The organism is Nonomuraea sp. bgisy101 (assembly GCF_057708945.1).
In genome coordinates, this window is sequence record NZ_JBYITD010000024.1 from 123,533 (window position 1) to 144,359 (window position 20,827).

Annotated in this window: 19 protein-coding genes; 11 read left to right on the forward strand and 8 right to left on the reverse strand. The window is 71.6% G+C overall.

Annotation, left to right across the window (positions count from 1 at the left end):
* Positions 1–154 precede the first annotated feature (154 nt).
* From AC3EO4_RS37100 to AC3EO4_RS37115, 4 genes are read left to right on the forward strand one after another with little or no spacing between them, the layout of a single operon-like run.
* Positions 155–1,378: a sensor histidine kinase gene (locus tag AC3EO4_RS37100; protein WP_431900124.1), complete on the forward strand. Its 1,224-nt coding sequence runs from the start codon at positions 155–157 to the stop codon at positions 1,376–1,378.
* Positions 1,375–2,028, forward strand: a complete 654-nt coding sequence (locus AC3EO4_RS37105; RefSeq protein ID WP_431900125.1) for a response regulator — start codon at positions 1,375–1,377, stop codon at positions 2,026–2,028. Before AC3EO4_RS37100 ends, AC3EO4_RS37105 begins: the two co-directional genes overlap by 4 nt.
* A complete protein-coding gene (locus tag AC3EO4_RS37110; RefSeq protein WP_431900126.1) occupies positions 2,021–3,190 on the forward strand; it encodes a sensor histidine kinase in 1,170 nt (389 codons plus the stop codon). Before AC3EO4_RS37105 ends, AC3EO4_RS37110 begins: the two co-directional genes overlap by 8 nt.
* Positions 3,190–4,554 carry a phenylacetate--CoA ligase family protein gene (locus tag AC3EO4_RS37115; protein WP_431900127.1) on the forward strand — a complete coding sequence of 455 codons (1,365 nt, stop codon included), beginning with the start codon at positions 3,190–3,192 and terminating at the stop codon, positions 4,552–4,554. Before AC3EO4_RS37110 ends, AC3EO4_RS37115 begins: the two co-directional genes overlap by 1 nt.
* Here AC3EO4_RS37115 and AC3EO4_RS37120 read toward each other — a convergent pair.
* The gene (locus AC3EO4_RS37120) at positions 4,539–4,979 is read right to left on the reverse strand and encodes a type II toxin-antitoxin system VapC family toxin (RefSeq protein ID WP_431900129.1); all 441 of its coding nucleotides are present in this window, start codon (positions 4,977–4,979) and stop codon (positions 4,539–4,541) included. The genes AC3EO4_RS37115 and AC3EO4_RS37120 overlap by 16 nt on opposite strands.
* Entirely contained in the window at positions 4,979–5,230 is a 252-nt protein-coding gene (locus tag AC3EO4_RS37125; protein WP_379571998.1) for a type II toxin-antitoxin system Phd/YefM family antitoxin, read from the reverse strand. The genes AC3EO4_RS37120 and AC3EO4_RS37125 overlap by 1 nt, the downstream gene beginning before the upstream one ends.
* Positions 5,231–5,443: 213 nt before the next feature.
* On the opposite strand from AC3EO4_RS37125, the gene AC3EO4_RS37130 reads away from it, so the two are divergent.
* From AC3EO4_RS37130 to AC3EO4_RS37150, 5 genes are all read left to right on the forward strand, one after another.
* The gene (locus AC3EO4_RS37130) at positions 5,444–6,172 is read left to right on the forward strand and encodes an alpha/beta hydrolase (RefSeq protein WP_431900131.1); all 729 of its coding nucleotides are present in this window, start codon (positions 5,444–5,446) and stop codon (positions 6,170–6,172) included.
* Positions 6,173–6,286: 114 nt separating this feature from the next.
* Complete coding sequence (locus tag AC3EO4_RS37135) at positions 6,287–7,357, forward strand: acyltransferase family protein (RefSeq protein WP_431900133.1); 1,071 nt, start codon at positions 6,287–6,289, stop codon at positions 7,355–7,357.
* A 9-nt stretch (positions 7,358–7,366) separates the two neighbouring features.
* Positions 7,367–8,005 carry a biliverdin-producing heme oxygenase gene (locus tag AC3EO4_RS37140; protein WP_431900135.1) on the forward strand — a complete coding sequence of 213 codons (639 nt, stop codon included), beginning with the start codon at positions 7,367–7,369 and terminating at the stop codon, positions 8,003–8,005.
* A gap of 9 nt (positions 8,006–8,014) precedes the next feature.
* Positions 8,015–8,614, forward strand: a complete 600-nt coding sequence (locus AC3EO4_RS37145; RefSeq protein ID WP_379572006.1) for a TetR/AcrR family transcriptional regulator — start codon at positions 8,015–8,017, stop codon at positions 8,612–8,614.
* A gap of 77 nt (positions 8,615–8,691) precedes the next feature.
* Positions 8,692–10,098 carry an MFS transporter gene (locus AC3EO4_RS37150; protein WP_431900137.1) on the forward strand — a complete coding sequence of 469 codons (1,407 nt, stop codon included), beginning with the start codon at positions 8,692–8,694 and terminating at the stop codon, positions 10,096–10,098.
* Here AC3EO4_RS37150 and AC3EO4_RS37155 read toward each other — a convergent pair.
* Positions 10,080–11,309, reverse strand: coding sequence for a cytochrome P450 (locus AC3EO4_RS37155; RefSeq protein WP_379572010.1), 1,230 nt, complete (start codon positions 11,307–11,309; stop codon positions 10,080–10,082). The genes AC3EO4_RS37150 and AC3EO4_RS37155 overlap by 19 nt on opposite strands.
* Before the next feature lie 66 nt (positions 11,310–11,375).
* Between AC3EO4_RS37155 and AC3EO4_RS37160 the strand changes: the two genes are divergently transcribed.
* Positions 11,376–12,788 (forward strand): FG-GAP-like repeat-containing protein, encoded by a 1,413-nt coding sequence (locus AC3EO4_RS37160; RefSeq protein ID WP_379572012.1) that lies wholly within the window; start codon positions 11,376–11,378, stop codon positions 12,786–12,788.
* Positions 12,789–12,951: 163 nt separating this feature from the next.
* On the opposite strand, the gene AC3EO4_RS37165 is transcribed toward AC3EO4_RS37160, so the two are convergent.
* The 5 genes from AC3EO4_RS37165 to AC3EO4_RS37185 form a co-directional block, all read right to left on the reverse strand.
* Positions 12,952–13,518, reverse strand: coding sequence for an HAD family hydrolase (locus AC3EO4_RS37165; RefSeq protein WP_431900138.1), 567 nt, complete (start codon positions 13,516–13,518; stop codon positions 12,952–12,954).
* Positions 13,519–13,558: 40 nt separating this feature from the next.
* Positions 13,559–15,052 carry an alkaline phosphatase D family protein gene (locus AC3EO4_RS37170; RefSeq protein WP_431900140.1) on the reverse strand — a complete coding sequence of 498 codons (1,494 nt, stop codon included), beginning with the start codon at positions 15,050–15,052 and terminating at the stop codon, positions 13,559–13,561.
* 62 nt (positions 15,053–15,114) lie between these two features.
* Positions 15,115–17,640, reverse strand: a complete 2,526-nt coding sequence (locus tag AC3EO4_RS37175) for a hypothetical protein (RefSeq protein WP_431900142.1) — start codon at positions 17,638–17,640, stop codon at positions 15,115–15,117.
* Positions 17,641–17,644: 4 nt separating this feature from the next.
* The gene (locus AC3EO4_RS37180; RefSeq protein ID WP_431900144.1) at positions 17,645–19,405 is read right to left on the reverse strand and encodes an HSP90 family protein; all 1,761 of its coding nucleotides are present in this window, start codon (positions 19,403–19,405) and stop codon (positions 17,645–17,647) included.
* An 8-nt stretch (positions 19,406–19,413) separates the two neighbouring features.
* Positions 19,414–20,250 (reverse strand): hypothetical protein, encoded by an 837-nt coding sequence (locus AC3EO4_RS37185; protein WP_379572022.1) that lies wholly within the window; start codon positions 20,248–20,250, stop codon positions 19,414–19,416.
* 97 nt (positions 20,251–20,347) lie between these two features.
* On the opposite strand from AC3EO4_RS37185, the gene arfB reads away from it, so the two are divergent.
* Positions 20,348–20,755, forward strand: a complete 408-nt coding sequence (gene arfB, locus AC3EO4_RS37190; RefSeq protein ID WP_431900146.1) for an alternative ribosome rescue aminoacyl-tRNA hydrolase ArfB — start codon at positions 20,348–20,350, stop codon at positions 20,753–20,755.
* Positions 20,756–20,827 lie beyond the last annotated feature (72 nt).

Here is a 20,827-nt window from a genome sequence, read left to right on the forward strand (position 1 = left end):
GGTTGAGTTATACACGCTCAATTCATTGGAGCCCAGGATTGTTCCCTTCCTTGCTGATGTTCGCTCACGGCGATCGTAATGATGTAAGTCATACCTGAGATGGTCACTCCCAGGGGTGACGCCTGCCTGGTGAGCGGGGCCGTACGCTGTTGCGGTGATCTCGGCCCTCGTCCAGCCGTTCTGGCTCGCGTTCTTCCGCGGCGAGGCCGACCCGCCTCCGGTCCGTTCTCCCCGCCTGCGCCGCCGCACGCCCGGCGTGCTGCGGCTGCTGCTGCCCTTCGACCACGTCGACGTGGTGCAGGGGGCCGACCTCGTCGTGGCGGCGACCCTGTTCGTCACCACGCTCACGGAACTGAGCCCGACCACGCGGCAGCCGGCGTACATGGTCTACCTGGCCGCCCTCGGCTTCTCGCTGCCGGTCGCCCTGCGCGAGCGCCGTCCGCTGGTGGCCTGGCGCCTGGCCGTGGTGCTCATGCCGGTGTCGCTCCACGTCGTCGAACAGGTCACCGACATGCAGCCGCCCTACCTCGGGGCGGCCATCGTGATGTACCTGCTGGTGCTCTACACGGTCGCCGCCAGGTCCGACAGGCGCGTCACGATCGCGGTGTGGGTGGTCTCGGTGCTGACCGTCTGGATCGTCGACCGCAACACGATGACGCTGTCCACGGTCACGATGACCGTGATCCTGCTGTTCGGCTACAACGTCCGGGTACGGCGCAGCGCCACCGAGAGCAGGGACGCTGCCATCGGTGAGCGGTTCGTCATGGCCGAACGGGCGCGGATCGCCAGGGAACTGCACGACGTGGTCGCCCACCACCTGTCGGTCATCGCGATCCAGGCGGAGGCCGTCCCCATGGAGGCCCGAGGGGACGCCTCCCTCCTGGAGGCGGGGCTCGCGCAGATCCGCGGGCTGTCCCTTGAGGCGATCAAGGAGCTGCGGCAGGTCCTCGGCGTGCTGCGCGATCAAGAGGGCAGGGCCGACACCACGCCGCCGCCCGCCCTCGACCGGCTGGACGAGCTGGTCGGCAACGCCAGGTCGGCCGGCCTCACCGTGCTGGTCAAACGCTCGGGAGAGCTGGAGGAGGTGCCCACGGCCATGGCCGTCTCGGCCTATCGGATCGTGCAAGAATCGCTCAGCAACGCCATGCGGCACGCGCCGGGTTCGGCCGTTGCGGTCGAGGTGATCTGGGCCGGCGACCTGCGCGTGCGGGTGGCCAACGGGCCAGGGCGCAGGCCCGGGGAGGCCCCGGGCGCCGGCCACGGGCTGGTGGGCATGCGTGAGCGGGCCACCCTGCTGGGCGGATCGCTGGAGGCTGGTCCCATGGAAGGGGGCGGGTTCGAGGTGAAGGCCCTGCTGCCGCTGGAGCGGACGTCATGATCCGGGTGCTGATCGCCGACGACCAGGGCATGGTCCGCACGGGCTTCACGGTGTTCCTCAGCAGCCAGCCCGACCTCGAGGTGGTGGGCGAGGCCGCCAACGGCCAGGAGGCGATCGAGCGGGTGGCCGAGCTGAAGCCCGACGTCGTGCTCATGGACGTCAGGATGCCGGTGATGGACGGCCTGGAGGCCACGCGCCGGCTCATGGCCGCCGGTGAGACCAAGGTGCTGATCCTGACGACCTTCGACCTCGACGACTACGTCTACGAGGCGTTGCGGGCGGGGGCCAGCGGATTCCTGCTCAAGGACGCCTCCGCCGCGCAGCTGGCCGAGGCGGTGCGGGTGGTCGCCGCGGGCGAGGCCCTGATCGCTCCGGCGGTGACCAAGCGGCTGATCCACGAGTTCGCCAGGCTGGGCGGCCCCCGGGCGCCGTCGGTCAAGCGCCTGGCGGAGCTGACCGAGCGCGAGACCGAGGTGCTCACCCTGATCGCGCAGGGCCTGTCCAACCAGGAGATCGCCGACCGGCTCGTGGTCGCCGAGCAGACGGTGAAGACACACGTGGGCAGGGTGCTGACCAAGCTCTACCTGCGCGACAGGGCGCAGGCGATCGTCTACGCCTACGAGACGGGGCTGGTCCGCCCCGGTGAATGACTCCAAGTGGTACGCGTCGCCACGGATGCTGCTGGCCGCGGACGTCGTGGTCGGGCTCGTGCTGTTCTGGCTGACCCGCGACGACCTGACCGCGAGCACCACCGGCTTCCCGCTCGGGCCGGCCGGACTCGAGCCGCCGGTCGAGGTCGGCCGGCGGCTCGGGCCCGGCGACCTCGACCCGCCGACCGACGACGGAATGCTCACACTCGTCGCGGCCATCGCGTCGGCGCCGGTCGCGCTGCGCAGACCGGCGCCGGTCATGTCGCTGGTTCTGGCGGCCGTCGTGATGGTGTGGAACCCGTACCCCATCCATCAGCTGACCTCGGTCGGCGGCCTTTCGGTCGTGCTGTGCGCCTACACGGTCGCCACCCGCGTCCCCGTCATCGGCGCCGTCGCCGTGTGGATCGTCCCCACGCTGGCGGAGATCCTGTACAGACCGCAGCCCTTCGGCCTGGAGCTGCTGCTCCTCCCGGTCGTCCTGGTGCTCGGCCAGGTCGTCAGGGCCCGCCGCCGCACCCAGGCCGAGCTGACGGCGCAGGCGGAGCAGACCCTCGCCGCGCAGGCGGTGGCGGAGGAACGGCTGCGGATCGCGCGCGAGCTGCACGACGTCGTCGCCCACCACATGTCGGCCATCGCCATCCAGTCGGAGGCGGTACGGCTGCGCGCCGCCGGTGACGCCGCCCTCCTCGACACCGGCCTGGCCGAGGTACGGGAGATCTCGCTGGAGGCGATCTCCGAGATGCGGCAGATCGTCGGCACCCTGCGCCAGGCTCCCGCGCCCGACCTCGACCGCGTCGGCGAGCTGTTCGACACGGTCCGCGCGGCCGGCCACCCGGTGACGGTGACCTCCGAGTTCGGCGAGGTGGATCCGCCGGTGGGCGAGACGGCCTACCGCATCCTGCAGGAGTCCCTGAGCAACGCGATGCGGCACGCGCCAGGCGCCGAGGTGAGCGTCGACGTGGGCAGGACCGAGGCGGAACTGGTGATCGTCGTCGCCAACCGGCCCCCGCTCGCGGCCGCCCCCGCCGCCGGGGGCGGGCACGGGATCATCGGCATGCGGGAGCGGGCCGAGTTACTCGGCGGGTCCCTCGAGGCGGGGCCGAGGCCTGAGGGCGGATTCGAGGTGCGGGCGAGGCTGCCGCTGGGCCGTACCATCGGCTGATGGACCCGGTGGAGCTCTTCCAGCGGACGGCGGCGACGGTGCCCGCCTACCGCGCGTTCCTGGCCGCGCACGCGATCGACCCGGCCCAGGTCACGACCCTGCGGGACTTCTCGCGATTGCCGATGACCACCAAGGACACCTACACCCGCCGCCATCCCCTGCCCGACCTCTGCCGCGACGGGACCATCGGCGACATGATCGCCGTCTCCTCGGGCTCGACCGGCACCCCCTCCTTCTGGCCCCGATCGGCCGAGGACGAGCGGGTCATCGCCGACAGGTTCGAGGAGGTCTTCAGGGACGCCTTCGACGCGCGCCGCAGGCGCACGCTCGCCGTCGTGTGCTTCGCGCTCGGCACCTGGGTGGGCGGCCTGTTCACCCTCTCCTGCGTGCGCCACCTGGCCGAGCGCGGCTACCCGATCACCGCCGTCGCGCCGGGCGCCGACAAGCGCGAGATCGTCAGGGTGATCCCCGAGCTGGCCCCGCACTTCGACCAGGTGGTCCTGCTCGGCTACCCGCCCTTCCTCAAGGACGTCATCGACACCGGCGGCCTTCCCTGGCACGAGTACCGGATCAAGCTGGTCACCGCGGGCGAGGTCTTCAGCGAGGAGTGGCGGTCACTGGTGGCCGAGCGTGCCGGCATGACCGACCCACTCCGCGACACCGCCTCCCTGTACGGCACGGCCGACGCGGGCGTCCTCGGCAACGAGACCCCGCTGTCGATCGAGATCCGCCGATTCCTGGCGGCCCGCCCCGACACCGCGCGGGAGCTTTTCGGCGAGTCGCGGCTGCCGACACTCGTCCAGTACGACCCGGAGGTCCGCTTCTTCGAGGAGCACGAGGGCACGCTGCTCTTCTCAGGCGACAACGGGATCCCCCTGGTCCGCTACCACATCGCCGACGAGGGCGGGCTGCTGCCGTACGACAGGATGCTGGGCTTCCTCGCCGGGCGCGGCTTCACACCCTCGGTCCCTGGCCCGGAGCGGCCCTTCGCCTACGTCTTCGGCCGCGGTCACTTCACGGTGTCCTACTACGGCGCGAACGTCTATCCCGAGAACATCTCTGTCGGCCTGGAGCAGCCGGAGGTGTGCGGGATGGTCACCGGCAAGTTCGTGCTTGAGGTGGTAGAGGACGCCGAGCGCGACCGGCGGCTGACCGTGACGGTCGAGCTGGCGCAAGGCGTGCCGCCCGCTGAGGAGACGGCGCGGGCCGTCGGGGAGGCGATCCTCGGCCAGTTGCTCCGGCTCAACAGCGAGTTCGCCGCCTACGTTCCCGCGGACAGGCAGCCGCCGTTCATCCGTCTGCGCGAGACGGGCGACCCCGACTACTTCCCGCCGGGTTCCAAGCACCGCTACACGCGGGCTTGATCTCGCCGCGGCGGCTCGAAGGGATTGACCACGGACACGCCCGTCCCCTCGAAGTCTTTGACGTTCCTGCTCACCAGCGTCCAGCCGTTCACTCTGGCCGTCGCGGCGATCAGGCCGTCCATCGTCGGGATCGGACGGATGGCGTTCAGGCGTCCCCATTCTTCCGCGATCTCCGAGGTGATGGGAATGATGCGATCACCGAACTGCCGGTGAAGCCCGTGAAGCCAGCGTTCCAGAATCGTCGCCTGCGCGGGATTCCTGCGCCGGCGGAGCTCGACTCCGCTGCGGATCTCACCCACCGTCAGGCTGCTGAGGTAGAGCGTGGGCCCGTGTGCCTCGCCTATCCAGTTCCTGACGTGAGAGCTTCCGTTGCGTTTCCGGACCTCGGAGACCACGTTCGTGTCGAGGAGGTAGCCGACGCCCATCAGTCGAATTCCACCTCTCGGGGGAGGTCCTGGTTCCGTGGGAACTCCATGTCGTCGTCCCAGTCGGGGTCAGCGAGGAGGAACTGCCCGAAGTCCGGAGCGTCGCCTTTGAGACGGCGATACTCGGCGATGTCGATGACCACGGCCACTTCCTCTCCGTGCCGCGTGACCACTTGCGGGCCTTCACTGACCGCCCGTCGCACGACCTCGCTGAAGCGTTGCTTCGCCTCCTGCACCTGCCATCCGCTCATGGGAGCCCCCTGTCTAGTCGGTCTAGATTGATGCTAGGCCAATACAAGATCACATGCAGTGACCCGGCATCTCGCACGAGCGGGGGTGGCCGACGCTCATCAGCCGAAGGTCACGGGTTCTTCGCGCGGACGAGCTAGCACCTGAGAGGGACCAGCGAAGATCGTGCCGGGGAGCGACGACCGCTAGCGGCCGCGATTCCTACCTTCGGCCCCATGGTCAGGAAACTCTGCGCAGGTGGGGCGCTGCTGCTCGGCGTCGCCGCCTTCGCCATGCCCGTCTCCCCCGGCGATCGGCTCGTCAAGGTGTACGGCGATCTCGCCACCGCCGACCGGATCGCGGTGATCGTGCCGGGCAGCGACTCGACCGCCGCCACCTTCGAGAACGGGACCCACCGGCCGGGCGGAGCGGCCAGGGCGCTGCTGGCCGAGGCGCGCAGGATCGCGCCGGGCACGAGGCTGGCGGTCGTCGCGTGGCTCGGCTACGACAGCCCGCCCACCTGGAGCCTGTCCGCCCTCACCGACGTGGCGGCGGCGGACGGGGCGCGGGAACTGCGCGAGCGGGTGCTGAGCCTGCCGAAGGCGCCGGTCGCGCTGTTGTGCCACAGCTACGGCTCGGTCGTCTGCGCCCTGGCCGCGCCGGGACTGCCGGTGGCCGACCTCGCCGTCGTCGGCAGCCCCGGCATGGGCGGCGCCCGCAGGGCCTCGCTCATCGGGCCGCGCGTGTGGGCGGGGCGGGGTGCGGGCGACTGGATCTCGATGGTGCCCCACCTGAAGGCCGGGCCCGTCGGGTTCGGGCGGGATCCGATGGATCCCGCGTTCGGCGCCCGGATCTTCGCGACCGGGCCGGGCGGGCACAGCGACTACTTCGACGAGGGCACCGCCTCCCTGCGCAACCTCGCCCTCATCGCGCTCGGCCGCGGCGAGGAGGTGGGCCGTGCCTGACGTGCGCAGCATCCAGGCCGCCACCCCGATGACCAGCGGCGAGGAGGTGGGCCGTGCTTGACGTGCGCAGCATCCAGGCCGCCACCCCGACGACCAGCGGCGAGGAGGTGGGCCGTGCTTGACGTGCGCAGGATCGAGGCGGCGACGCCGGCGGGCCGTGACAGGGGCGTGGACGCGCTCCGGGCGGTGGCGATCGTCGGGGTCGTGCTCGGGCACTGGCTGGTCAGCGCGTGGGAGCGGAACCCGCACCTGGTCATCTCCTCTCCGCTGGCGTACATGCCGCAGTTGTCGCCCGTCTCGTGGGTGCTCCAGACACTGGCCGTGTTCTTCCTCGTCGGGGGTTACGCGGCCGCGCGGGGGGTGCGGGAGCCGTACCGCTCGTGGGTGGTGGCGCGGCTGGTCCGCCTGGCGCTGCCGGTGGTGCCGCTGCTGCTGGCGTGGGCGGCCCTCGGCGCGCTGGTGTCTGTGCTGAACGGCCAGCCGGTCGCGTCGGTGGTCGCGCTGGCCAAGCCCGCGCTCGGCCCGCTGTGGTTCCTCGGCGTGTTCGCGGCGCTGACCGCGCTCACGCCGTGGCTGGTCAGGGCGGGGCCGGTCGCGGTCGGCGCGGCGGTCACGGTCGTGGCGGCCGTGGACCTGCTGCGGTTCGGGCTGGGCGCTCCGGCGGCGGTCGGCTGGGTGAACCTGGCGGCGGCGTGGCTGGTGCCGTATCTGCTGGGCGTGCTGTGGGCGCGCGGCGACCTGTGCCCGCGCAGGGTCGGCCCGTGGCTCCTGGCGGGTGGAGGCGCGGCGGCCGTCGCGCTGGTGGCGTGGGGCGGGTACCCGGCCGCCATGATCGGCATCACGGGGCAGAGCGCCTCCAACCTCAGCCCGCCGACGCTGGCCGCGGTCTGCTTCGGCCTGGCGCAGGCAGGCCTCGCGCTGCTTCTCCACGGGCCGCTGAGCCGGCTGATGCGCAGGCCCAGGCTGTGGGCGCCGGTCGCCCTGGCCAATCTGGGCGCCATGTCGATCTTCCTGTGGCACCAGTCGGCGCTGGTGGTGACCGTGCTCGCCTTCGGCCTGTACGGCAGGCCCGACACGCCCTCGTGGGTGCTCGAACGGCTGGCATGGCTCCCGGTCGTGGCTCTTGCCCTGGTCTTTATGACATGGTGTCGTCATCGGCTTGACGCGGGCCGCAGATTTTGGTGACACTGTGTCATGACCTTCTCCGAGACGCTGCGCAACGCCACCTGGGGCGACCACGAGTCCGCCGAGGACGAGAGCTACCTCAAGGAACTCATGGCAGGGCGGCTCAGCGCGCAGGAGTACGGCGAGATGGTCGCCCAGCACTATTTCGCCTACCTGGCCCTCGACGGCGTCTCCAAGCGCCTGGCCGACCACCCGATGGCGGGGCCGTTCGTCTTCCCCTCCCTCTACCGGGAAGCGGCGCTCGAGCGCGACCTCGCCACCGTCTACGGTCCCGCCTGGCGCGAGCGCATCGAGCCCTCCAAGGCGACCAGGACGCTGGTGGCCCGCATCGAGCAGGTCGCCGACTGGCCGGGCGGCTACATCGCCCACCACTACACGCGCTACATGGGCGACCTGTCCGGCGGCCAGTTCATCAGGATGGAGCTGCAGAAGATCTACGGGTACGGCAAGGGCGGCGGCGTCGACTTCTACATCTTCGACGAGGTCGGCTCGCTGCCCCGTTTCAAGAACGACTACCGCGCCAGGCTCGACGCCCTTCCCGTCGACGAGGCCGAGCAGCAGCGGATCATCCGCGAGGTGCGCCTGGCGTACCAGCTCAACACCGAGGTGCTCGCAGAGCTGCTGCACACGGTCAGGTCCGCGGCCTAACATGTGCTCATGCCCAGGATCTCCGCCGCCACGATCGGCGAGCACCGCGCCCAGACGCAGGACCGGATCCTGCAGGCGGTCTCGCGGCTGTCGCGCGTCCAGGGCATCGACGCGATCTCGATGACGGACGTGGCGCACGAGGCGGGCATCACCCGCACCGTGCTCTACAACTACTACCCGGACAAGGCGGCGCTGCTGCTGGCGTTCACCGAGCGGGTGACGCACTACTTCATCGAGGCCTACACCAGCGAGCTGCCTCCTTCGGCCACGCCGGCCGAGCGGCTGCGGGCGTTCGTGCGGTTGCAGCTGGCGGGGCTGCTCGCGCACCCGCACCCGGGAGCGGCGGGGCTGAGCGCGACGCTCGGTCCCGACGCCTACCAGCAGCTGGCCGACCACGTGGCGCCCATGCAGCGGATCCTCGTGGACATCCTGGACAGCGGCGCGGGGTCGGGCGACTTCCAGGTACAGGACGTGGCGGCGACGGCCCGCATGATCCTCGCGGTGATCGGCGCCGAACGGGAGCCGCTGATCAGCGGCCGGGTGAGCGTGGAGGCGGCCGAGGAGATCGTGTCGGGCTTCGTCCTGCGCGCCCTGAGCAGCACCTCCTGACCGTCCCCACCCCCGGCGGGCGTCCCCTCAGAGGGGGGAGTCCAGTCCGCTTCGAGCCTTACGACAAGATTGTCCACATGGACGTCCAGCTCAAATCCGCACAGGGCAAGTGGATCCTGGCAGCGACCGTGCTCGGCTCAGGCCTGGCCATGCTCGACAGCACGATCGTCAACGTCGCGCTTCCTGCGCTGCGGGCCGAGCTGAAGGCGGACATGGCCGGCCTCCAGTGGACGATCAACGCCTACACCCTCACGCTGGCGGGCCTGATCCTGCTCGGCGGCTCGCTCGGCGACCGGTTCGGCCGTCGCAGGGTCTTCCTCATCGGCACGGTGTGGTTCGCCCTGGCCTCCGCGCTGTGCGGGCTCGCCCCCAACATCGAGCTGCTGGTCCTGGCCCGGGGCCTGCAGGGCATCGGCGGCGCGCTGCTCACCCCCGGCTCTCTGGCGATCATCCAGGCGAGCTTCGTGCGCGAGGACCGGCCGAGGGCGGTGGGCGCGTGGTCCGGGCTGGGCGGCGTGGCCGCCGCGATCGGCCCGCTGCTGGGCGGGTGGCTGGTGGAGAACGCGGGCTGGCGCTGGGCGTTCCTGGTGAACCTGCCGTTCGCCGCGCTCGTCGTCGTCATCACGCTCAGGCACGTCCCCGAGACGAAGGACGAGCAGGCCGTCGGCAGGTTCGACATCGTCGGCTCGGTCCTGGCGGCGCTGGCCCTGGCGGGCATCACCTACGGCCTGACCGAGAAGGGCCAGCTGGTGCCGCTGGTCGCGGGCCTGGTGCTCGGTGGGGTGTTCGTGGCGTGGGAGATCCGCAGGTCGCCGGACGCGCTGGTGCCGATGAGCCTGTTCAAGAACGCCGTGTTCGGCGCCGTGAACGTGGTCACGCTGATCATGTACGCGGCGATGGGCGTGGTCTTCTTCCTGCTCACCCTGCAGCTGATGACGGTCGCGGGCTTCTCCCCCGTCGCCGCGGGGTCGGCGCTGCTGCCGGTGACCATCCTCATGCTGCTGCTGTCGGCGCGGGCGGGCGAGGTGGCCAAGAGGTACGGCCCGCGGCTGCCGATGACGACCGGCATCCTCGTGGCCGGCGCCGGTTTCCTGCTGATGAGCACGATCGGCAAGGGCTCCAGCTACTGGCTGCACGTGCTGCCCGCCGTCTCGGTCTTCGGCCTCGGCCTGTCGGCGGCGGTCGCGCCGTTGACCGCGACCGTGCTGGCCACCGCCGACGACCGCTACGCCGGTACGGCAAGCGGCATCAACAACGCCCTGGCCAGGACCGGCAGCCTGCTGGCGGTGGCGGCGATCCCGCCGTTCGTCGGGCTGGCGGGCGACGCTCTCAGCGACCCCGTGCGGTACGCCGCGGGGTTCACCAGGGCGATGCTGATCAGCGCCGGCATGATGGCCGTCTCCGCGCTGATCACCTTCCTCACGATCAGGACCAACGTGCTGGCCCCGCAGAGCCCGCAGCGGCCTCAGAACGTGAACGACTGACTGCGCACGCTGTTGTCGAAGTTGGACACCAGCAGCTCGGGCTCGCCCACCGACCTGATGTCGGGCAACCTGGTCAGCAGCTCGCGGAACATGGTCCGCATCTCCTGCCTGGCCAGGTTGGCGCCCAGGCAGAAGTGCGGTCCTGGGCCGCCGAAGCCGACGTGCGGCTTGGTGTCGCGGGTGATGTCGAAGGCGTCGGCGTCGGGGAAGACCTCCTCGTCGCGGTTGGCCGAGCCGTAGAAGAGGACGACCCTGTCGCCCTTCTTCAGCTCGAGGCCGCGCAGGGAGTAGTCCTCGGTGACGGTCCTGCGGAACTGGATGATCGGCGAGACGTGCCTGACCATCTCCTCGATCGCGCCGTTGACGTGCCCGTCGAAGTCACCCATGAGCAGCTCGCGCTGCTCGGGGTGGTCGGTGAGCAGCTTGATGCCGTGGGCCATCGTGTTGCGCGCCGTCTCGTTGCCCGCCACCAGCAGCAGCGCGAAGAACGAGCCCAGCTCCTTGTCGGTCAGCCTCTCCCCGTCAGGGTTGGCCGTGACCAGCGCCGACACCAGGTCCTTGCCCGGGTCGGCGACGCGCTGGTGGCCGAGCTGGATGACCATGCGCTGCAGGGCCAGCAGCGCCACCACGTTCTTGCCCGCCAGGCGGGCGCTCTGCAGCACGCTCGGCCGTACGCCGCTGTAGGCGGTCGAGGCGTCGACGTGCTCGTGCACCTTCGCCCGGAACTCGTCGGGGATGCCCATCATGTCGCAGATGACGTGGATGGGCAGCCGGGCGGCGACCTGCGTGACGAAGTCGCCAGGACCCGCGGCGATCACGTCGTCGACGATCCGCTCGCACGCCTTCTCGATGTCGGCCTGCAGGTTCTGCAGCATCTTGGGGCTGAAGGCGCGCGAGACGATGCGTCTGAGCCTCGCGTGGCGGGGGTCGTCCATGTTGACCATCGACTCGCCGAACACGTGCTTGACCCAGCCGGGCGGCTCGGGGTTGGTGACGGCGGGCTCACTGGAGAAGACCTTGGCGTTGCGGCTGGCCTCGACGACGTCGGCGTGCCTGACGAGGGCGTAGAACCCGGTGCCCGAACGCAGCAGCGGCACCTTCCGCTCGGGGAAGAAGACCGGGTGCTCCATCTGCCGGAGCCTGGCGAACGCCTCCTGCCGCTCTTTGAGCGGTTTACGCCAGAAGTCCAGGTCCGCGAGGTCGATGTCCACCCGCCTATCCTGGCACGTTCCCGGGGTGTTAAGGCCAGGTTCGACGGGCCTGGGGACCATCCGGGCATGAACGTCTCGCGCACCGCCCTGCTCGCCGTCGCCTGCCTCACCCTCCCCTTCCTCCCCATGCCGGCCGCCGGCGCCTCGGTGACGTCCTGCGGCGGGCACCCGTCGGACTTCGACGGCGACGGACTGCCCGACCTGGCCATCGCGGCGCCGTACGAGAGCGTGGAAGGCCGCTCCCGCGCCGGCGCGGTCACGATCATGTACGGCTCCGGCCAGAAGGCCAGGCTCTCCCAGGCGACGCCCGGGGTGCCGGGCGACCCGGAGACCGGCGACTCCTTCGGCTCCGCTCTCGCCGTCGGCGACTTCGACGGCGACGACTGCGCCGACCTCGCTGTCGGCGTCTCGGAGGAGTTCTTCGGCACGCCGGTCCCCGGCGCCGACGGCAACGGCGCCGTGCAGCTCTTCCACGGCTCGCCCCGCGGCCTCACCCCCGGCAGGCAGCTGTCGCCGGCCAAGCGCGGCTCCGACCGGTACGGCGCGGCCCTGGCGGCGGGCGACCTCGACGGCGACAAGGCCGACGAGCTGGTCATCGGCGCGCCCGCGATGGGCACCGGCGGCACGGTCGTCGTCGACGGCTTCGAGGGCCGCGGGCGGTACCAGATCACCCAGCGCGGCCTGCGCCAGCGCGGTCTGGTCACCGACCAGTTCGGCTCGGCGCTGACCACCGGCGACTTCGACGGCGACGGCAAGGACGAGATCGCGATCGGCGCCCCGGCCGACACCGTCCGCCTGGACGGCCAGGGCTCGGTGACGGTGGTGAACCCGCGCAGCCGCAGGGCCGTGCAGTACACCCAGTCCTCGCCGGGGGTGAAGGGCGGCTCGGAGAAGTGGGACGCCTTCGGCGCCTCGCTCGCCGCCGCGGACTTCGACGCCGACGGGCGCGACGACCTGGCGATCGGCGTGCCGGGCGAGGGCCTGAGCGCCAACCAGCGGGCCATGGACTACGGCGACGGCATGGTCCACGTCCGCTACGGCACGGGCCGCTGGGAGGCGTGGACGCAGCGGCTGCTGAAGGGGACCCCGCGCTACTACGACAGGTTCGGCGCGGCGCTGGCGACGGGCGACTTCAACGGCGACGGCGACGCCGAGCTGGCGATCGGCGTGCCGGGGGAGAACTCGGTGCAGGTGCTGGCGAGCGCCAGGAAGGGCGGCCTGACCCGGTACGGCGACCTGCTGATCAAGGGCAGGGGCCGCGACTTCGGGGCGTCGCTGACCGCTCTGCCCGCCGTCGGCCGCTACCGGACGCTGTCGACGGCCCGTCCCGTCGACGGGCTCGTCGTGGCGGCGCCCGGGACGGGCGTGGTCACCTTCGTGCCTGGCTCGCGCCGCCCCGGTCCGTTTCCCGGGCTGCGCCCCGGCAAGGCCCACAAGCTCGGTAGCGGCCCCGGCCTGTACGGCTACGCCTTCGGCTGAGCCGGTCGCCGGGGACAGCGCGTCAGCCTTTCGGCGGAGCCGGACGCCGGGGACAGCGCGTCAGCCTTTCGCAGAGCCGGTCGCGGGGACAGCGCGTCAGCCTTTCGGCGGAGCCGGTCGCGGGCAGAGCGGGCCGGCATCGGCGGAGCCGGTCGCGAGCGGGTCAGCCCAGCAGCGGCGCCAGGTCGCCGGGTTCGCGGAAGTGCACGCCGACGATGCCGACCCGCTCGGCGGCCTCGATGTTCTCCAGCCTGTCGTCGACGAACGTCACCTCGCCAGGCTCGGCTCCCAGCCCGTCCAGGACGGCGAGGTAGATCTCGGGGTCGGGTTTCGCCATGCCCATCCTGGCGCTGTAGAAGCGGGGTTCGACCCTGGCCATCCACGGCAGCCCGTCGATGCCGTCGGCGACGCAGTCGGGCGCGTTGGACAGCAGCGCCACGCGCGGCAGCCGTTCCATGACGGCCACCGTGTCGCGGTTGGGGTGCGACCAGCTGGCCACGTCCAGCTCGACGAGCCTGGCGACCTCCTCGTCGCCGACATCGCGGTTGAGCGCCAGCGACCAGAACGCGCGCGGGGTGATCGTGCCCCTGTCGAACTCCAGGCGGTGCTTCCAGTAGCCGCGCTCGAAGATGTCCTGGTCGGCCCCCGCGGCGGCGGCCATGGCCTCGACGTCTGCTTTCGGCTGCGGGAGGGACAGGACGTTTCCGTAGTCAAACAGCACCCAGGTCATGACAACAGACGCTAACTCACGACCCGCGGCGGCGCGGGGGTCAGCGGCCGAGTGGGGCGGCGGGGATGGTGAGGGACTTGGTGGTCCTGGCGGGCGCGCCCTTGCGGGAGATGAAGTCGAGTGTCCGGAAGTCGACCGACAGCTCCGACGAGGTGAGCCTGGCCGCGATGTAGCCGCGCCGCTGGTCGATGTAGGAGATGTGCGGGTTCTCCGCCAGCGCCTCGGCGATCCAGGCCTTGTCGCGGTATCCGTCGCCGTCGCTGGCGATGGAGGAGGTGACCAGCTCGCGGGCGACCACGGGCGAGGACGGGTCGTCGAAGTCGAGCTTGAGCTCGGCCGCGTGGTGCATGTGCGCGTCGCCGGTCAGGACGACGGGATTGGAGGTCTCCTTCATCCAGCCGAGCAGGCGGTCGCGCTCGGGCGCGTAGCCGTCCCACGAGTCCAGGTTGACCTCGCGACCCGGCCCGACCTTGTAGTCGCGCTGCGCCATGATGATCTGCTGGCCGAGCAGGTTCCACTGCGTGGTGGACGAGCGCAGCCCCTCCGACAGCCAGCGCCGCTGCTCGTCGCCCAGGAGGGTGCGGCGCGCCGACAGCCGTTCGTCGCAGGAGGCGCGGACCCCGTCGAGGCAGGCCTGGTCGTCCCTGAACTGGCGCGTGTCGAGCAGGTGGAAGCGGGCCAGCGTGCCCCACGAGACGCGCCGGTTGACGCGCAGGACGGCGCCCTGGACGCTCGCGCGGCGCAGCGGCATGTTCTCGTAGTAGGCACGGAAGGCCATGGCCCTGCGCCTGGCGAAGTCGCGGGCGCCGGTGCTGGAGACGGGCCCCGCCCAGTTGTTCTCGATCTCGTGGTCGTCGAAGGCGACCAGCCACGGCGCGACGGCGTGCGCGCGCTGCAGGTCGCGGTCGCTCTTGTACTGCGCGTGCCGCAACCGGTAGTCGGCCAGCGTCTCGCACTTGCCCGGCGTGTGCGTGCGGACCCTGCCGGCCAGCGCGGTGTAGCCGCTGGGGCCGTACTCGTACATGTAGTCGCCCAGGTGCACGACCAGGTCGGGCTCCTGCTCGGCCAGGCGGCGGTAGGCGGTGTAGTAGCCGTGCTCGTAGTGGGCGCAGGCCGCCACGACGAACGAGAGGGGCTGCGCCCCGGTCGGGGTGGTCCTGGTACGGCCGGCGCGCGACAGCTTGCCCTCGGTCCTGAAGCGGTAGTGGTACTCGCGTCCCGGTTCGAGGCCGCGCGCCTCGACGTGCACGCTGTGCGCGCCTGCGGCCGTGGCGGTCACCGTACCGGACCGGACGATCGTGGAGAAGCGCTCGTCGGTGGCGATCTGCCAGTCGACGTCGATGGAGCGGGAGGGCATCCCGCCGCGCCCGTCCCCGCCGAGCGGGTCGAGCGCGAGCCTGGTCCACAGCACGAAACCGTCGGTGGTGGGGTCTCCCGAGGCGACGCCGAGCGTGAACGGATCACCTGCGAGAGCTCGGGAGGGAGGGAGGAGGAAGGAGGCGGCCGTCGCGGCGAGGAAGGTTCTGCGTTCCACGCCCCAGGTATGTCCTTCTCCGCTGACCCGGCCATGACAGCCGAGTCAAGCGGAGATGAACATCACTCCTCCAACCAGGTGAGCAGGTCCTTCGCCGACTCGACCGCCCGCTCGTCGCCGAGTTCGGTGAAGCGCTCGACCGCCTCGCGGGCGCGCAGGAGCGCCTCGTCCTTCCTGCCGAGGCCGTCGAGGACGCGGGCCTCGTCGTAGGCGAGGGCGGCGAGCTGGAACGGGTCCTGGGGCAGAGTCCTCGCCTCGGCCATGGCCTCGATCGCGGCGGCGCTCCTGCCCGCCCAGTGCAGCGACATGGCGTGTCTGCGGGTCATCCTGGCCTGGTCATCGGTGCTCCCTGCGGCGCGGTAGTAGCCAGCCGCGGCGGCGAAGGTGTCCGCGGCCTCCTGGTCGCGATCCAGCTCGTCGAGGATGCTCGCCGCGGACTCCGCCGCCCTGGCCGACTGCAACGGGTGAGCGTACATCGGGACGAGCGCGGTGAAGTCGGCGAGCGCGGCGTCCCTGTCGTCCAGCATGCGCAGCGCGTTCGCGCGGGTCCACATGACGCTCGTGGTGTTGTCCAGGTCGTCGGTGTCGAGCATCGCCAGCGCCTCCTCCGCGGCGATGGCGGCGTCCATGGGCCGCTCGCCCGCCAGGTAGGCGGCGGCCAGGTCGACCCTGGCGAGCGCGGCGTTGCCGGACTGGCCGAGCGCGGTGAACAGGGCGACGGCCTCGACCAGGTCCTCGGTCGCCTCGGCCGCGCGCTCCACCATGACCAGCACCTCGCCCCTGGAGGCGTGGGCGACCGCGCGCAGCCCAGGCTCGGTGCGCGGCGCGACGGCCAGCACCTCCCCGAAGGCGCCGAGGAGCTCCTCCAGCTCGCCGCCGTGCCGCTGGATGAGCTGCCCCTGGAACAGCGCGGTTCTGGCGAGGACGAGCACGTCGCCCTCGGCCCGCAGCGCCTTCCTCGCCTCTCGTGCCGTCTCGGCCGCGCGCTCCGGGTCGCCGTCGGCGAGAAGGCTGGCCAGCAGGGACAGCCGGTCGCCGTCCTTCGACCCTTCGAGCAGTGCGATCGCCTCGCCGACCCGCCCTGCGCTCGCGTACGCCTGGGCGAGCCGCGACACCGCGGCCGTGCGCTGACGCTCGTCGCCGTTGGCCGACAGCCATCGGTGCGACTCCTCCACCAGCGGCAGCCCCTCGGGCGTGACCAGCCCGAGCCTGCCGAGCGCGACCTGCCGCCTGACCTCGTCGCCCGCCAGTGCGTGGAGCTCGGCCGCGCGGGTCCACAGCTCGCGCGCCTGCTCCACGTCGCCCTGGACGAGCGCGGCGAACCCGAGCCCGTCGGTGCGCCTGCCGCCCGCCTCACCGCCGATCTCGTCGTAGCGCTCCCACGCTGCGAAGGCCGCGTCGTGGTCGCTGCGCCGCCAGGCGTCCTCGGCCAGGTCGAGCAGCTCGTCGGGTCCCGCGGTGGCCGGCGGGGGCGCGGACGGGGCGGTGGGGATCACGACCCTGCGCGCGTGCGGGGTCAGCGGCAGATGGTCGACCAGCGGCTCGGCCGCCAGCCGCTCCTCCAGCCTGCGGCTCTGCTCGCCGGTGCCGTTGCGCGCGTCGAAGCGGGCCGCCAGGGCGCGCGCGTCGGCCTCCAGTTCCTCGCGCAGGCGGCCGACGGGAACGTCCGCGCCGTTCCTCCGCACGGTCAGCCCGCCCTGGCCGAGGTCCTCCAGGCGGCGCAGCAGCAGCGCCGCGCACCCGGCGAAGTGCATGCGGTCGCTCGGCGTGGGCGAGCGCTCGAGCAGCGGCAGCTCGCGCTGCAGGATCTCCAGGCCGCGGGTCTCGTTGCCGGTGAGGGCGCAGAACTCCATGTGGTCGCCGAAGTCGTCGACGTAGTTGGCGTCGCCCTGGACGAGCCGGTAGGCGCGCAGGTGCGCGGCGGCGGCCTCGTCGAGCCGCCCCGTGCGCAGGTACGGCAGCAGCAGGTTGCTGAGGATGCCCTGCGGCTGGACGTGGCAGGTCAGATGCCCTGCGACGACGGGGGCGGCCAGCTCGATGGCCTCCTCGTCGCGGCCCATCCACGACAGGTGCCACACCTTGCCGCTCGGATCGCACCCCTCACAGTCGGACATGTCGTCACGCGGGGTGGTCTGCCACTGGTGGAACCACTCGTCGGCGGCGGCCCTGTCGCCGATGTGCTCGGCGACGTAGGTGCGCTGGGTGTGGACGGCGTGCAGGCCGTAGCCCGCCTCGACGTAGCGGCGCTCCATCTCGGCGAGCGCGTCGTAGGCCCGCTGGAGCGGGACCTCGGGGAAGCGGCGCATGTCGCTGGCGATCCATTTGAACTGCCACAGCAGGCTGTAGGTCTGCCAGTCCGACCAGCGCCCCGGGTCGGCGTCGTAGTCGGCGACGCTGCGGGAGAACGTGGCGAACGACTTGGCGGGCTCCGCGCCGTACTGGTACGCCTCGGTCAGCTCCAGCCGTACCTCGAAGGCCAGCTCGGGGTCGTGACCGGCGGCCTTGAGCGCCTGTTCGAGCAGCACGGACCTGGCCTCGCCGTACGGCATCTGCCTGGCCTGGTCCAGCATCTCCTCAACGTCGGCCATCGGGTCACTCCTTGCCGAGGACGGCCCAGTCGAGCAGGCCGAGGAACGAACGGTTCAGCGCGGCGGTGTCGGCGGCGCGCAGGGGGTGGTGGCCGTGGAGCAGCGCCATGCCGTACAGCGCCTCCACGGCGGTCGCGGCGAGCGACAGGTCCTTGAGGACCACGACCCGGCGCACGAGCGGGTTGCGGTGGTTGAGCACCAGTCGGGGACGGTCGGCGGCGACGGTCCGCTCCATCGCGCCGAGCACGTCGGCCCACAGGTCGTCGGCGGCCTCCTTGGCCTCGCGCAGCTCGGCCTGGTGTTCGGCGGCCCTGCTGGTCAGGTAGAGGGCGGGCAGCGAGGCGGGATCGAAGTCGCGCAGGACCAGCTCGCAGCCGAGAGGGTCGAGGACGCGGGCGGCCGCGGAGAGGAAGGGCCTGGCGGCCAGGTCCGCGCCCGGGTCGACGGGACCGAGGTGGGTGGCCAGTTCGCCGGGGTCCAGGCGGTCGAGGCGGATGTCGGGGTCGATCCGCTGCAGGCGCTGCAGGATGTCGCTGTCGTAGACGTAGCCGCCGTTGACGAGGCCGACGCCCTGCGCGCCCGACACGGCCGACAGCTGGCGGAACTCGTCGACGCTGGAGGTGAAGCGACCCTGCGGGTGGCGGGTTCTGAACTGGGCGAGCGTCATCGGGCCGTCGCTGGTCTCGAACTCCAGCCACCTGTCGACCAGGCGCAGCATGTCGTCGTCGTGCAGGGCGAGGGCCTTGACGCCGAGGTGGTGCAGGCGCAGGAAGGCGCGCAGGCGGGCGGGGTCGGTCTCGGCCAGCCTGACGAGCCATTCGCGCAGCTGGCGGCCGAGGTGGTCGCGGGTGTGCTCCAGGAGGTCGTCCTCGTAGAGGGCCTCGCGGCTGGCGGTGGGGCGCAGCTCGCCCGCGTCGAGGACGCAGCGGGCGAAGAACGCCCATTCGGGCAGCACCCCCTCGGCACGCTCGGTGAGCAGCATGCGCTTGAGATAGACGCGGTGGGTGGCGCGCGCGGTCGGGTTGGCGGGGCTGGGCAGCACGAACGCGACGCCGGTCAGGGCCGCCTCGGGGACGTCGAGGTCGATGACGTCGAACGGGGTGAAGCCGAACAGCTGCCTGCCGTACTCCAGCAGCGCCGCCCTGCGCGCGTCGGGAGAGTCGTGCGGGGACAGCCACGGCGGGTCGGCCGTCGTGGCGACGCCGTTGACGGTGACCGCGATCGGCAGCAGCGAGCCGTACAGGGCGGCCAGCTCGGCGACGGTGCGCGGGTCGACCCACTCGGCGGCGTCCCTGCGGGCCTTCAGCGTGACCGTCGTGCCGGGCTCGGGCCGCTCGGCGGGGGCGGGCGACACCTGGTAGGTGCCGTCCGACCTGCCGATCCAGCTCACGGTGGGGGCGCCGGTGACCGACCTGGTCTCGACGTGGATCTCGTCGGCCACCAGGAAGCCCGACAGCAGCCCGATGCCGAACTGCCCGAGGAACTCGTGCCTGGCGAACCCCAGCTCGTCGCGTTTGGAGGAGCGGCCGATGGTGGCGAGCAGCGTGTGCACCTCGGCCTCGGTGAGGCCGACACCGTTGTCGTGGACGCGCACCTGTCCTTCGGCGACCTCGATCGCGACGCGGCCCTCGCCTTCCGCGCGGGCGGTGATGGCGTCGGCCGCGTTCTGCAGCAGTTCGCGCACGTAGACGCGGGGGCTGGAGTACAGGTGACGGCTCAGCAGATCGACGACGCCGCGCAGGTCCACTTGAAAGGCGTTTTCCACGCCCGACACTATGCCAGGTATGGGTGGAGATGCTGATTTATCGCACCACAGCCCAGATACTTCTCCACGGTGTGGAAGTCGAGCCAGTCCAGGTTGACCAGCGCCTCGAAGTCGACGCCGGTGAAGTGGTCGCGCAGGCCGGGCGGGATGGCCGCGATGTCGTCCTTGTCGGCGATGTTGACCCAGCGCCGCACACCCTTCGGCCGCTCGCCGAGGCCGTTGACGGGGGCGGGCAGCAGGCGCTCGAACACCACGTTGCGCATGCCGAGCGGGCTGCCCAGGGTGATCAGCAGGTCCACCTCGATGTCCGGGTTGGCGTGCAGGGTCTCGTACGCGACGACGCTGCCGAGCGAGTGGGCGATCACGACCCTGGGCGCGCGCCGCCTGAGCACCTCGGCCACCTCCCCCCTGCACCGCTCGCGCCTGGCCGCGTCGGTGAGGTAGGCGGCGACCTCGGGGCAGAACAGCGCCGCGAAGGCCGCAGCCCTGCTGTCCAGCCTGGTCAGCAGCCAGCCGGTGAACGCCTTGAGCGCCCCCGTGAAGGTCTCGCCCACGCCGAGCTGCTTGGCCCATGCGACGAACACCTGCTGCTCCGTGGCCCCCATCGACTCGACCTGCTTGGCCTTGCCCTGGTCGTTGAGGTGGTGGGCGTAGTAGGCCACCTCGGCGAAGTAGGCGCCCGGCGGGCCGCCCAGCCCGGCGCTGAGGTAGCGGTCCCACTTCATCCGCATCGCCTCGGCCGCGCCTCCCACCGACCTGCCGGCCCGCAGGTAGTAGTCGTACTTGCCGATGCCGTGCACGCCGACGATCCCCACCGTGATCACTCCCCACTTTTCCGGGGACATGGTGCCACGCCCGGCTTGCGGATGGGTTACGGGGAAAATCTTGTTGCCTTGGGCATATGTCACCCGGGTACGGTTTCCAGGCGAAGGAGGCGTTCCGATGGTCGGCCCGTTGATCGTCAACGACTCGATCGCCATTCCTGGCGACGAGCTCGTGTGGCGTTTCTCGCGTTCCTCAGGACCGGGCGGTCAGGGGGTGAACACCACCGACAGCAGGGTGGAGCTGCTGTTCGACGTGTCGGCGAGCACGGCGATCCCGCCCGCGCTGAAGTCTCGCGCGCTGGAGCGGCTGCCGTCGCCGGTGATCACGGTGGCCGCCTCGGAGTACCGCTCCCAGCTGCGCAACCGCGAGGCCGCGGCGCACCGGCTCGCCCAGCGGATCCGCGAGGCCGTCGCGCCGCCGCCCAAGCGGCGCAGACCGACCAAGCCGAGCAAGGGCGCAGTCGAGCGCCGGCTTTTCACCAAGAAGCACCGCTCCGACCTCAAACGGCTCCGCCGCGAGTTCTGAGCTCGGCGGCGCTCCCGTGATCCAGCCGCCCTGCTCGTGTCTTCGCCATGGACGGCCCGCGCCCGCCGTCCA

What these genes read in the sequence shown, in the direction of transcription:
- AC3EO4_RS37120 (WP_431900129.1), bottom strand. Translation starts at nt 4,979, where the DNA reads ATGGGCGTCGGCTACCTCCTCGACACGAACGTGGTCTCCGAGGTCCGG.
- AC3EO4_RS37165 (WP_431900138.1), bottom strand. Translation starts at nt 13,518, where the DNA reads ATGACCTGGGTGCTGTTTGACTACGGAAACGTCCTGTCCCTCCCGCAG.
- AC3EO4_RS37175 (WP_431900142.1), bottom strand. Translation starts at nt 17,640, where the DNA reads ATGGCCGACGTTGAGGAGATGCTGGACCAGGCCAGGCAGATGCCGTAC.
- AC3EO4_RS37115 (WP_431900127.1), top strand. Translation starts at nt 3,190, where the DNA reads ATGGACCCGGTGGAGCTCTTCCAGCGGACGGCGGCGACGGTGCCCGCC.
- AC3EO4_RS37150 (WP_431900137.1), top strand. Translation starts at nt 8,692, where the DNA reads ATGGACGTCCAGCTCAAATCCGCACAGGGCAAGTGGATCCTGGCAGCG.
- AC3EO4_RS37125 (WP_379571998.1), bottom strand. Translation starts at nt 5,230, where the DNA reads ATGAGCGGATGGCAGGTGCAGGAGGCGAAGCAACGCTTCAGCGAGGTC.
- AC3EO4_RS37160 (WP_379572012.1), top strand. Translation starts at nt 11,376, where the DNA reads ATGAACGTCTCGCGCACCGCCCTGCTCGCCGTCGCCTGCCTCACCCTC.
- AC3EO4_RS37140 (WP_431900135.1), top strand. Translation starts at nt 7,367, where the DNA reads ATGACCTTCTCCGAGACGCTGCGCAACGCCACCTGGGGCGACCACGAG.
- AC3EO4_RS37145 (WP_379572006.1), top strand. Translation starts at nt 8,015, where the DNA reads ATGCCCAGGATCTCCGCCGCCACGATCGGCGAGCACCGCGCCCAGACG.
- AC3EO4_RS37185 (WP_379572022.1), bottom strand. Translation starts at nt 20,250, where the DNA reads ATGTCCCCGGAAAAGTGGGGAGTGATCACGGTGGGGATCGTCGGCGTG.
- arfB (WP_431900146.1), top strand. Translation starts at nt 20,348, where the DNA reads ATGGTCGGCCCGTTGATCGTCAACGACTCGATCGCCATTCCTGGCGAC.
- AC3EO4_RS37105 (WP_431900125.1), top strand. Translation starts at nt 1,375, where the DNA reads ATGATCCGGGTGCTGATCGCCGACGACCAGGGCATGGTCCGCACGGGC.
- AC3EO4_RS37130 (WP_431900131.1), top strand. Translation starts at nt 5,444, where the DNA reads ATGGTCAGGAAACTCTGCGCAGGTGGGGCGCTGCTGCTCGGCGTCGCC.